Genomic DNA, 12,579 nt, shown 5'->3' with positions numbered 1-12,579 from the left:
TTGTTTAATAGGCTTTTGCACAGTTTCGCCCAGATGCTTTTGCTTTATACAAGCCCTTATCCGCACGAGAAAATATCTCATTTTGGCAATCATCACTGTTAGTTAGGGTAAAACCAATACTGGTTGTTACATTGTACTTAGACATAGTCGGTGAGTTTCTTACTAAACGCATGATACGTTCAGCAATCACTTTATTGGTGGTAAAAGCGGGGTCCTCAATTAGTATTGAAAACTCATCGCCACCAAAACGAAATACTGAATCTGTGCCTCTAATACTACTAGATAAAACTGTGGCAAATTCTATTAAAACGTCATCGCCAATTTTATGACCATAGTTATCATTTACTTGTTTAAAATTATCTAAATCAAGCAGCATTAAACTAAATGGATGGCCGTTACGTCTATGATTTTCAAGCTTTTGTTGTAATGTGTCATTAAATTGACTACGGTTGTTTAACCCCGTCAACGAGTCTTTTGTTGCTAGCTTTAATACACGGTTGTACATTATTGCATTACGTAGTGGATAAATTAATACACTGTGAAAATGCTGCAGCTTTTTTTCAATAGCCGCACTAAGCGGATATTTTGTGTAATAAGTGAGTGTGCCTAAATGCTCACTTTCAACTTTTAGATCAAATGAGTATGCTGGGTTTTCAACATCACTATTGGGTGTTTTAACATCAATACATGATGTTTGAAAGTGTACCCCAGAAAAATTAAGCAGCTGTTTTGCAAAATTTGCAAATGTGCCTAAAATATCTTCCAACACTAGGCTAGTTTGTAGTTTGGCCGCCAGCTCATGCAGTGCTGTTGGTGTATTGCTATTGTATTGCTCTGCTGAGAACGGCAAAAATTCACCGCGACCAGAGATACGTTGTGTCAAAATATGAACGTTTTCCACTATTTCTTCCCCCTATAGTATTACTTTTTATAAATAAGCAGATTGCGTGCCACATTTTTATTCTGGCTGAAAGTTATGCGATTGCTATAGTTAAGTCACATCCCATAGATTATTTTAAGGTTTGCGTTGCAAAGTATTAATGCTCAGATTTTTGGACTTTTAGTCGCTGCGGTTTTATTTGTATGGCTATTTAAGCGCATAGGGCTTCCCCCTGTGTTGGCTTATTTGGCTGTGGGTTTATTAGCGGGTGGTCATGGTGTTGGCTGGATGACGCAAAGCCATGAGATGGACTTTATTGCAGAGCTAGGTATTGTATTTTTGCTGTTTAGCTTAGGTTTGGAGTTTTCTGTATCGCGCCTAATGGCGATGCGTAATATTGTATTTGGTTTAGGGTCGCTACAAGTATTTGTTAGTAGTATTTTGCTGATTGTGACTCTGCATTTATTAAATTTTAATTTATTAACCAGTTTTACCATTGGCATTATTATTATGCTCTCCTCTACTGCGGTGGTTGCTAAATTATTAAAAGAGAGCGGCGATTTAAATAAACGCCGAGGGCAATTGGCAATTGGCGTTTTATTATTTCAAGACATTGCTGTTGTACCATTACTGATTATTTTACCGTTATTTGCCAGCAATAACTCAAATGGTATTGGCTGGGCTCTGTTATTTGCACTAACTAAAGGTGCGTTTGTCTGCGTGTTGCTATGGGCAATTGGCAAATGGGTTTTACCTAAAGTCTTTAATGAAGTGGCATTAGCAAAAAGTGATGAGCTATTTGTTTTAACTACCTTATTAGTTGCTTTGTTTGCGGGTTTACTTACTTATTCATTTGGCTTATCAATGGCATTAGGGGCATTTTTAGCGGGTATGATGCTTGGTGAAAGCCATTACCGCCATCAGCTAGAAGCGGATATTCGCCCGTTTCGTGATATTTTAATGGGTTTATTTTTTGTCACCGTAGGTATGCAGCTAGATATCAGCTTTGTTGTTAATCATGCGGGTATTATTGTTGTTGCCTTACTAGGGATCCTAATCTTAAAAATCGCCGTAGTAACCGTGTCGTCTTTACTTATGGGAGAGCGAAAACAGGACGCATTAGCCTGCGCTATTATGTTATGGCAAATGGGAGAGTTTGGTTTTGTGTTAATAGCACTCGCAGCACAGCATGACTTACTGAGTGTGGAGCAAGTATCATTTTTAATTGCCATGGGCGTAATATCTATGGCACTCACCCCGTATTTAATCGATAAAACCCCCTTTATTTTAAAGCGACTGGGTATGTTAGAGCGCGCTAAGTTTGCCTATGAAGATGAGCCACAAAGCAGTACGCTTTATAATAATCATGTAGTTATATGTGGATTTTCTCGAGTAGGACAAACTATTGCCCGCTTTTTATCCCCAGAGGCAATTGATTATGTGGCCATTGAAAGCGATCCCATATTAGTGCAAGAAGGAAAAGCGGCGGGTGAACCTTTATTGTTTGGCCACGTTGAGCAAAAAGATATTTTAAAGTGCGCAGGGGTAGAGCGAGCACGCTTAGTGATTATTACTTTTACGGAATTTCAACAAACTCAAATAGTGATTGATGCCATAAAACAGGTTGCTCCTAAGGTAAAAATACTCATAAGAACCCGTGACGACAGTCAACTAGAGCGTTTAAAAGATTTAGGCGTCACTGAGGTTGTTCCTGAGGCATTAGAGGCAAGCTTAATGCTGGTCTCACATGTGTTGTCTATGTCGGGTGTGCCAATGAGCCGAATAATTCGTCGCGTTAGTAGTGAGAGGCGTAATCGCTATAAGCTATTGCAAAGTTTTTTTGCAGGCGAAAACATCGACAGCGATACCAATTTGCCCGAACGGTTAGAGTACTTACATGTCATTGCCTTGCCGGATAAAGCATTTGCGGTAAACAAGGCTATTAGTGAGCTTAATTTAGCTAAAAGAAAGGTGTTAATTAAGGCGTTGCGTCGTGAGGGGGAAGAAATAGAGATGCCACAAGAGCATACCGTACTATACGCAAATGATATTATAGTGTTGCAAGGCAAACCGAGGCGAGTAGAGCATGTTGAGCATTACTTGCTCGATGGCATTGAGTAAGAGTAGCCTCTTAGTCTAGCTCTAAAAACTTTCTCATCTCGGGCAGTTGCTTCATGCCATCTTCGTATCCAATTTGAATTAAGTGCTGGGTATAGCGTTTTTCAAATAATAAGTAACTGGTTAAACTCGACTGAGAGCGTTTTTTAACCCCGATCATACGCAGTAACACTTTAATTGCCCAAGGCATATCATCATAGTATTGCGCTGCAATTGCATTAAAGTTTTGCGAGGGGTTAATGATAAAGCTGTCTATTTGTTTTAACTCTTGATGCTTTTGTCTATCTGGTAATAACCCCAGCGTACGATTTACTCGATCTAATCGTTCTAAATCAGATTGCATGGTGTCGGTAAATACACTGTCGAGTAAGTGGCCTGCTACTGCAGAAAGCCCAGGGAAATGCGCAGAGTAACCTGGAGGGTGAGGTTCCTTGGGTTGTTCAACACCAATAATAAATATTTTATTTGCCCCTAAGTGAATGGACGGGCTTAAAGGTGAAAGTTGATGTATAGAGCCATCACCAAAGTAGTGGTTATAAATATTTACACTAGGAAAAACCATAGGAATAGCACTTGAGGCCATTAAATGCTCAACATTAATTCGCGTAGCGCGACCTTCGCGTTTTGCTCGCTGCCAAGAATGCTGCGTATTTGACTGAAAAAAAGCAACAGAATCACCGGTCGTATAACTAGATGCTGTAATCGACAGCGCCTCTAAGTAGTCACGATGTAAGTTACGTTCAATTCGATGTAAATCAAGAATATCGTTTAATAGCTTTCTAAGTGGCCTATTATTTAATAAGCTCGCGGGTGGATGGTTTATATGCTCAGACTGAAAACTAGTTAAAATATTACGAGTAATATGACCAAACACACTCAAAAAGTCACTTTTGTATACCATAGAGGTGGAAAAGTTTTTCCATACTGTCTCTAGCTTTCTAACGGCTAAATGCATACATGAAGCGTAACACGCTAACGCCGCAGAATTAATTGCGCCAGCAGATGTACCATTTATCACTCTAAAGGGCAGCGGGGCAGTTCTGGGCATACTTTGCGCTAATGCTTTTAACACGCCCACTTGGTAAGCTGCTCGGGCACCACCACCGGTGAGTAATAAAGCCACTTTTGGTTTACTAGGATCGACTTGCTTAATTTTCATGTTACGTATTTAAACTGTTCACTGTCTTTACTTTATTTATTCACTGTAAGTCTTTAAGCTAGAAGAATCAAAGGATACATAACTTACATTAATAAATATTGGTGTAAATTATGAATTAAATCTGTTTAGAGTACTCTAAACAGTATCGCATTTTTATATTTATGGAGTTCGTATGTCAGATAAACCATCAGGATCAGACGTTCAAAAACGTCCGCCGAATAACAACCTTATCTTTGCAGGGGTTATTTTATTAATTATCATTATTGCCGCTGCGTTTGTTTTATTAAAACCAAGTGAAGCTCCAAAAACAGTTATGCAGGTTGAAGAACCAGTAAAAGAGCAACCTATTATGGAGTTAAAGCCTGAAAACGATCCTGTGGTAGGAGCGCCCTCTGTTAAGCCTGAAAAACCTGCGGAATTAGATGTTCCAGCTCAGCGTCCAGAAGTTGAGCCCGAAGCTGAAGTTGTATCTTTACCAACGTTAAACGACAGCGACCCTGTAGTCATTGCAAAATTAGATGAATATTTGGGTGATGTAGCGATGAGCTTAGTGTTAAATGATGATGTTATTCGCCGTGGCGTAGTGTTTGTCGATAATTTAGCAAAAGGCAAAGTGGCTACCAAGCATACCCCAGTTGCAAAATTAGAAGAGGGTTTTAGCGTAAACGAAGGCGATATTTTAACAATTGATCCTAATAGCTATGAACGCTATACCCCATATGTAAAAGTACTCACAAGTATGAGTGCAGCTCAAGCTGTGCGTTTATATGATGAGTATAAACCACTGATCAACAGCGCATATACTGAAATTGGTTATGGTGATGATGAGTTTACTCAAACACTTGAAGATGCCATTGACCTGTTACTTGATACTCCTGAGCCAAAAGGTAGCTTACCATTATTGCGTGATTCAGTGACCTATCAGTATGCGTTTTCTGAATGGGAGCAATTACCCGCTGCGCAAAAGCAACTTTTACGCATGGGCCCAGAGAACATGAAAAAAGTAAAAGCGGCACTACGTAACATAAAAGCAGAGTTAGAGAGCAATTAATAATCGCTTTAAGACCTAAATAGACTGCGATTGTATATGAAGTATGCAATCGCACTTTCTTTTTTGATTATCCCTTGAATAACAGAGCAAAAGTAGAGATAATCTCAATCGCGCCAACCAAGGCCCTCAATGGTAGTCTTATTGGTCCTCTCGCAACACTAGCAGGCGAACCTGGTCAGGCCCGGAAGGGAGCAGCCACAGTTTGTGACGTGTGTGCCGAGATGTGGCTGGTAAGACTGCCACCCAAATTCCTCATTTGGGTGTATTAAAATTCCATTTATCTATTTTCTAATATTTTATTTTGTTATTCGTACGCTAATTCTAGCTTTTACGCACTTAGCTAATTTTTTGCCTTTATAGACAATAGCTAACGGGTAAGTAATAATTAAAACTCGTGATTATAATATACACCGCAGGTGTTCAATAAAGCTATAAAGGGTCAATATGGCATCTCAGAGGAATAAATGGGCGCTGGCAATATTACTCGGGCTTATTGGAGGTTGCGCTAACCTTCTACCTCTGTATTTTTTTGATAGCTCTGAATTTTTATTTGGTCAGACGTTTGTAATACTTAGCCTAGTGTTTGCAGGGCTTCGTTATTCTCTTCTTAGTTTAGCGATTGTAACTGGTTTTTTATTTTATCGCTGGGGGCATAGCTGGACCAGTGTTGTTTATGTACTTGAGCTATTTTGGCTTTATGTCTTTTGTTTAAAGCGTTCTAAGCCAATACTTCCTTTAGGCGCCGTATTTTGGTTTTTAGTGGGCTTACCACTGGTGTGGGTTTTGGGTCACTTTGTTATAGGCCTGCCTTGGCTCACACTTGTTGTGGCTGCCTCAAAATACTTAATCAATGCTATGATAGCGTTGGCTTTGGTCGACTTGGTGAGTATATTTGTCCCCCATGCAAGCCGAGCTTATCAAGGGCAGCCTTTGGCCCGAATATTAAGCTATGTTGTAAGTATAATTATTGTTTTGGTGGTTTTGATCACCAGCGTTTTTTTGGTTAATCAGCATTATTCGCGCTTAGAATACGAAGTAAACACTCAACTTAAAGAAAAATCTCGTTCGATCAGTGCCCAGCTGAGTGATTATTTATTGTTTCATAAAAGTGCCATGGTAATAACCAGTGATGCAATAAGTGCTGGGGCATCTATACAACAGCAGTTAGAGCGACTAATGGAGTTATATCCTGGCTTTGTAACTAGCCTATATGCCAGCTCTGAAGGTTATGTCGAGAAAAGTATACCGAGTGAATTGCTCAGTGGTTTGAGTCAGAGTCAGCGTTATGTTGATGATCGTCCTTATTTTGCTCAAGCTCAGCAGTTCCCGTTGGGCTACATCAGTGGTGTTTTTCAAGGTAGAGGATTAGGCGATCAACCCATTGTAGCGCTTTCCGCCCCGATTTATAAAAATGATGAGTTTTATGGGGTCGTTGAGGGATCACTTAAGCTAGATCAATTAGAGCGGTTTATACCAAATTTATTTGAATATAATGGGGATTTACTTGTTCTAGATGCAGATAAAAAAGTGGTATTTAGTTCGTTAAGCCAGTTTGCTGCGCTCAGTGATTTTAAGCAGCAGGAACTTAGTCTTCAAAGCCTCAGTGGCAATCAACTTTTTCGCTCAAATGATAACGAGATGTACCATACAAATCAGTATGTTGACGACAACACAGGTTGGCAGGTTATATCGTTATATAATCGTAAACATTTAACTATGGTGGTAGTGGCTGCATGGTTGCCTACTATGTTATTAGGATTATGCTCTATTGCACTAGTGGTTTTATTTATTCATAAATTTACCCATTTGTTGATTAAACCCATCATAGAGCTCACTCATTTAATTAATAGTTTTAGTAAAACTAAAAAACACGTATTTAATACAGATTCTAGTTGGTATGAAGTGCTGCAACTACAGCAACAATTTGAAATGTTGGGCAATGCACTACAACACTCAATTAAAAGTTTGCAAGCTTCTAATGTAAAAAATGAAGATCTCAATAAACAGCTTAGTCATTTTAATCAGCAATTAGAAGAGAAAGTCGCAGAGCAAACAACTGAATTAACACAAGCAGTTAAACTCGCCAATGAAGCAAATATTGCTAAGTCACAATTTTTAGCAAACATGAGTCACGAACTTCGAACACCTATGAATGGCATATTAGGTATGGGAGAGGTTTTGCTTCGAGATCAGTCCTTAAGTACCGAACAAAAGGAGTTGTTAATCACACAACAAAAAAGTGCAAAAAACTTGCTTAATATTCTTAACGATATTTTAGATTTTTCTAAAATTGAAGCAAATGCCATGGAGCTAAATATTAAGCCTACGCAGCTAACTCCATTTATCGAAAATATACGTTCTTTATTTTCCTCGATTGTTGCTGCCAAAGAGGTAGAGTTTACGGTTATTCAATCTAAGAATTTGCCACTGTGCATTAGTGTTGATGAATTACGCTTAAATCAGGTGATCATTAATTTACTCTCTAATGCGTATAAATTTACGCAGCAAGGCTTTGTGAATTTGTCGTTTGATTATCACGATAATAAGCTTCAAGTTAGCGTTGAAGATAGTGGCATTGGTATTGCGAAGGCACAGCAATCACTGTTATTTAGCGAGTTTACTCAAGCTGATGTGGGCGTTGCTCGTAAATATGGGGGAACAGGGCTCGGGTTGGCTATTTCTCAAAAGCTGATAAAAATGATGGGCGGTGAAATTCAGTTAAACAGCGAAGAGGGTAAAGGTAGTACGTTTGCGTTTAGTATTAGTGCACCAGAGTCAGCAGACGCTCCCTCAACCTTACCTAAAAAAGCAGCTTTGCAACCAAATCTGCTGGGTAAGCACATACTGTTGGTAGAAGATAATGCGATAAATCGGCAGGTTATTTCAAAAATGTTGGAGCCGACTAAAGCTGTGGTTGTTATGGCCGAGGATGGTATTAAGGCTCTTGATGTATTAAAAGAGCAATCGTTTGATTTGATTTTAATGGATTGTCAAATGCCTAACATGGATGGTTATGAATGCACACGTACGATTAGAGTTATGGAAGTTAAAACAGGTTGGAGAGTGCCTATAGTAGCGATTACGGCTAATGCCTATGAAGAAGATAAACAGCGATGCTTAATAGCCGGTATGGATGACTTTATTGCGAAACCAATTAATAGTGATGATTTATACACTGTGATTGGTAATATACTCAGTTGATAATAGTTCAACAGGCAAAAGCTGACACCGTGCCAGAGAGTATTCACTTGCCAAATGGTTAAATGTATCTAATTAGTTTTATGAGCAGAAAAATAAGATAATAGAATGGGGGATTAGCCTGAGTAAACTAATGGAAAGTCGATGCTACTCAGGCTAAATAATTACATTGACTCTAATTTCATACCGCGTGTTTCTTTGATGTATTTGACCACAAAAAATACACTAATAAATGCCGATAAGGCATAAAAGCCATAAGCACCAGCTAAACCAATACTGCCGAGCATAATCGGGAAGGTCATAGTAATAGCAAAGTTAGCTATCCATTGCGCGCTAGCTGCAACAGCAAGGGCCGCACCGCGAATACGGTTATTAAACATTTCGCCAAGTAGCACCCACACTATAGGGCCCCAACTTAAGCCAAAAAATACCACAAACAAATTAGCCATTATTAATGCAAAGGTACCCATATTTTCGCTAAGTGCTAACTTGCCTGCTTCATCAAGTCCAGCGCTACCAAAGGTGTAAGTAAGTGCACTTAAACTAATAAACATACCTAAGCTACCTACCAATAATAGTGGCTTGCGGCCTACTTTATCGACTAAGGCAATAGCAATAAAGGTAGATAAAATATTGGTGGTGCCGGCAAGTACATTAATAAACAGTGATTGTGATTCATCAAAGCCGGCGGCTTGCCATAGCTCTGAACCGTAATAAAATACCACGTTAATACCAACAAATTGTTGGAAAACAGATAAAGCTACACCCACCCAAACAATAGGGTGTACTTTTTTACTGCCATCAATAAATAAGTCGCGAATACTTGGCTTTTTATCACTTTGCAGAGACTGCTTCACGTCACTGATTTGTGTATCTGCATTATCATTTGAGATTTTGTTAAATACAGTTTTAGCGTGTTTAAGTTTACCTTGTGCAACTAGGTAACGCGGTGATTCAGGAATAAACAGTACACCAATTAAAAATAAGCCTGCAGGAACAAGTTCAGCCCAAAACATCCAGCGCCATGCGGCTAAATCGAACATTAAAATACCTTCGGCACCGCCAGCGGCGTTAGCAATTAGGTAATTACTTAAAAAGGCTGCAAATAAGCCCAGAACAATAGCGAGTTGTTGCAATGTCGCTAAACGACCACGTAAACTTGCTGGTGCTACTTCTGCAATATAAGCAGGCGCTAAAACAGAGGCTGCACCTATGCCTAATCCGCCAAATAAGCGGTAAAAAATAAACTCAGCGGAACTGTCGGCAATCCCAGAGCCAAAAGCGCTGACTGCAAATATAATGGCAGTAACAATCATAATAACGCGACGACCAAACTTATCAGCTAATGGGCCAGCCGCTAAAGCACCCAATGCACAACCTAATAAAACAGACGCAACATTAAAACCAGTTGCAACACTGCTTGAATTAAATGTCTTACCTAATGCCGATACAGTGCCGTTTATAACGCCCGAATCAAAACCAAATAAAAAGCCACCAATAGCGGCAACGGCCGATATAAAAATAACATATAAAAGTGAGCACGTTGTCTCTGCGCTATGCTCACCTTTAGTTGCATGCTGTGTTGTCATGTTGTTCAATCCTAATTTTTATTATGTGTAATTAAAGTAGCACTAAATTTGCTGGCAACCTTAGCACAGAGTGATCACGCTAAAAAAGATATTTCAATAGTAATACGTATGCATAAAAAATTTTATTGGGTTGATAAAAATAACGAGATGCTAGATACTGTTTTTATATACAGTATGGGCGGTTTTATGAGAAAAGAGTTACCAGCGAAATATTATTTGGCACATTTTAGAGAGCTATTAACGTTTGTGAGTGAGAAATGCGTGCATTTACTCGAGCAAAGGCATATTACATTTATTAATAAAATAAATACGCTCGACGAGCAAAGCCAGTGTATGTTGGCGCGTATTTATTCTCGTAAACCTTACTTAGTACAAACCCAATCATTAAACTACGAAGAAATTAGCTCGCCATACCAAGCACTTTTTAACTTAAAAGCGGCAAAGTTAATTGTAGAACCCTCTGATAAAGATCATAGGCAACTACTAAGTCACCTAACAAAACCGGCCTTAATAGAGCTTTTAGAAAAGCAAGAACAAACGCCATTATTTAAAAAAAGCGTTGCTAAAAGTAACTTAGTTGAAATAGCTATTTCATTCTTTGAATCTAAGCCAGAGTGTCTTGCACACTTATATAATCAGTACGTGATAAATAATAGAGAAGAGTATTACGAGTATTTTGAATTTTTATATATTGGCAGGCTCAGTGCAGGTGATATTAATCATCAAAATCGATTTGTATTGCGAGATTTAGGCGTAACACCTGTTAGGCAAGAGCATAATGAAAGCTTATCGCGCTTTGATTCAATAAAGGAAGCGCAGTCTAACTATGCATTAAACCGTTTGCGACTAACGCTTAAAAATACAAAAGATGACAATGAAAGAGAGGAACTAGCAAAGCAGTTAATAAATGAAGTAGCAGTAGGGGTTATTGCACAAGAGTTAAAAAACAAGTTACTGGTTATACTTTATAAGCAACTAAAAACAACTAACCCAACACTTGCGTTTGATGTACTTAATGCCTGCGAAGACGATGCACAAGCCTTAGAAATTCAAATAAGAGAGCAATACCGTTTAGGCAATAAAGAATGGGTAAAAGCGCAGCTTGAGAAGATTATAGAAAACCCGCTTAGTGATGAGCTACTGTATTTCGCAGATGACTTTTTAATGCGTAAATTTAACAAGCAAACCCGTTCGCGACTCAGTGAAATGTTAGCCAGTACACGCTGCATTATAGACGTTGATGAACTTTACCGTGGCGATGTTGAGTTAGGTGTAAGCGATCACTACACTCGTCAAGGAAAACAGGTTTTTTATACTGAAAATACTTTGTGGCAAAGCTTATTTGCGCTGGTTTTTTGGCAAGAACTCTTTATTGAAACCCCGACACCGCCTTGTAATGAATTTGATATTTTCCCTCAAGCGTTAAAAACAGACACCTTTTATTTAAATCAATCCTCACAAATAGAAGCGCGGCTAGCTGCGTGTAATAGTGCCCAGAAATTGCTGCGTTTAGTGTGTGACCATGCCGCAAAGTATTATGAGCAACCAAATGGCTTATTTAGGTGGCATCCAGATGTGTTAAAGCCAGTAGAGATGCTTATATTAAATAGCCCAATAACGGCTTTACTTCAGCATTTAAAAAATATGGCAAAGAACTACCGACAGCTAAAAGATGGTTATCCCGATTTAATGATTGTTGATAACAATGCCGTTCATTTTGAAGAGGTTAAAGCACCTGGCGATAAGCTTAAAAGAAACCAGTTAGTGAGTATCGATAATTTAAAAAGCTGTGGCTTTATCGTAAATATTGCAGCGGTAAACTGGTATGTAGATCCTAAGCGGATTTATAGTGTTGTTGATATTGAAACAACAGGGGGATTAAAGGGTGGTAATCGAATTACCGAAATTGGTGTTGTTAAAATACAGCAAGGCAACATCATTGATACATGGACTACGCTGATAAACCCAGAGCGGCCTATCCCTCGTTTTATTACTAAACTAACCGGTATTAACGACGCCATGGTAAGTGATGCGCCTATATTTAGCGACATTGCTTCGACTTTATTAGATAAGCTTTCGGGTAGTATTTTTGTCGCTCACAATGTTAATTTTGATTATGGCTTTATTAAAAAAGAGCTTGAGGGGCTGGGAATCAACTTTAAAATGCCAAAACTATGTACCGTTGTTGAATCACGTAAAGCATTTAAGGGATTAAAGTCGTATTCGCTGGGAAATTTATCTGCACACTTTAATTTAGACTTAACCAACCATCACCGTGCATTAGACGATGCCAAAGCGGCCGCGCAGTTATTATTACTGGTTCAGCAAACGGACAGTCAGTGATAAATTTGAGCCAGTTAAATGTATTGTACTTAAAGTAGTAAAGTAGCTTGGGTATAAAAAAAGGGTATTAAAAAATTAGGTTTATCTATTTTTAAATGGACGGTTAAAACTGCGCTTATAAAAATAATCGCTGTAAGCTTTGCAATCCCATGTTAATATTAAATTTATGTTAACAACTTTTAGGGCGGGTGTTTTAAAAGTGGTGTATGTTTCTGGGCAAAAACAATAATAAATTAAGGAT

Annotated in this window: 7 protein-coding genes and 1 other RNA gene; 5 read left to right on the top strand and 3 right to left on the bottom strand. The window is 38.7% G+C overall.

What is annotated here, in order from left to right:
- Positions 1-4: 4 nt before the first annotated feature.
- The gene (locus ACNSN2_RS09740; protein ID WP_418607191.1) at positions 5-901 is read right to left on the bottom strand and encodes a GGDEF domain-containing protein; all 897 of its coding nucleotides are present in this window, start codon (positions 899-901) and stop codon (positions 5-7) included.
- A gap of 126 nt (positions 902-1,027) precedes the next feature.
- On the opposite strand from ACNSN2_RS09740, the gene ACNSN2_RS09735 reads away from it, so the two are divergent.
- The gene (locus ACNSN2_RS09735) at positions 1,028-3,001 is read left to right on the top strand and encodes a monovalent cation:proton antiporter-2 (CPA2) family protein (protein WP_418607190.1); all 1,974 of its coding nucleotides are present in this window, start codon (positions 1,028-1,030) and stop codon (positions 2,999-3,001) included.
- A 10-nt stretch (positions 3,002-3,011) separates the two neighbouring features.
- Here ACNSN2_RS09735 and ACNSN2_RS09730 read toward each other — a convergent pair whose 3' ends face one another.
- Positions 3,012-4,157: a patatin-like phospholipase family protein gene (locus tag ACNSN2_RS09730; RefSeq protein WP_010388160.1), complete on the bottom strand. Its 1,146-nt coding sequence runs from the start codon at positions 4,155-4,157 to the stop codon at positions 3,012-3,014.
- Positions 4,158-4,329: 172 nt separating this feature from the next.
- Between ACNSN2_RS09730 and ACNSN2_RS09725 the strand changes: the two genes are divergently transcribed.
- The 3 genes from ACNSN2_RS09725 to ACNSN2_RS09715 all read left to right on the top strand — a co-directional run bounded on the left by ACNSN2_RS09725 (position 4,330) and on the right by ACNSN2_RS09715 (position 8,409).
- Complete coding sequence (locus ACNSN2_RS09725) at positions 4,330-5,208, top strand: DUF3014 domain-containing protein (RefSeq protein ID WP_010388163.1); 879 nt, start codon at positions 4,330-4,332, stop codon at positions 5,206-5,208.
- Between the two features lie 139 nt (positions 5,209-5,347).
- Positions 5,348-5,444, top strand: an RNA gene (ffs, locus tag ACNSN2_RS09720) — signal recognition particle sRNA small type.
- Between the two features lie 208 nt (positions 5,445-5,652).
- The gene (locus ACNSN2_RS09715; RefSeq protein WP_418607187.1) at positions 5,653-8,409 is read left to right on the top strand and encodes a response regulator; all 2,757 of its coding nucleotides are present in this window, start codon (positions 5,653-5,655) and stop codon (positions 8,407-8,409) included.
- Positions 8,410-8,570: 161 nt separating this feature from the next.
- Here ACNSN2_RS09715 and ACNSN2_RS09710 read toward each other — a convergent pair whose 3' ends face one another.
- Positions 8,571-9,995: a sugar porter family MFS transporter gene (locus ACNSN2_RS09710; protein ID WP_418607185.1), complete on the bottom strand. Its 1,425-nt coding sequence runs from the start codon at positions 9,993-9,995 to the stop codon at positions 8,571-8,573.
- Between the two features lie 186 nt (positions 9,996-10,181).
- Between ACNSN2_RS09710 and ACNSN2_RS09705 the strand changes: the two genes are divergently transcribed.
- Positions 10,182-12,338 carry an exonuclease domain-containing protein gene (locus ACNSN2_RS09705; RefSeq protein ID WP_418609060.1) on the top strand — a complete coding sequence of 719 codons (2,157 nt, stop codon included), beginning with the start codon at positions 10,182-10,184 and terminating at the stop codon, positions 12,336-12,338.
- The last annotated feature ends 241 nt before the right edge of the window (positions 12,339-12,579 follow it).

The sequence above is a fragment of the Pseudoalteromonas sp. US3C1013 genome (assembly GCF_048401115.1).
In the GTDB taxonomy this organism is placed as follows: domain Bacteria; phylum Pseudomonadota; class Gammaproteobacteria; order Enterobacterales; family Alteromonadaceae; genus Pseudoalteromonas; species Pseudoalteromonas undina.
The sequence above is the reverse complement of the archived record's forward strand: the minus strand, read 5'-3'. Positions and strand labels throughout refer to the sequence as shown.

Coding starts and splice junctions, on each gene's coding strand:
- ACNSN2_RS09730 (WP_010388160.1), bottom strand. CDS start 4,157: ATGAAAATTAAGCAAGTCGATCCTAGTAAACCAAAAGTGGCTTTATTA.
- ACNSN2_RS09725 (WP_010388163.1), top strand. CDS start 4,330: ATGTCAGATAAACCATCAGGATCAGACGTTCAAAAACGTCCGCCGAAT.
- ACNSN2_RS09715 (WP_418607187.1), top strand. CDS start 5,653: ATGGCATCTCAGAGGAATAAATGGGCGCTGGCAATATTACTCGGGCTT.
- ACNSN2_RS09710 (WP_418607185.1), bottom strand. CDS start 9,995: ATGACAACACAGCATGCAACTAAAGGTGAGCATAGCGCAGAGACAACG.
- ACNSN2_RS09705 (WP_418609060.1), top strand. CDS start 10,182: ATGAGAAAAGAGTTACCAGCGAAATATTATTTGGCACATTTTAGAGAG.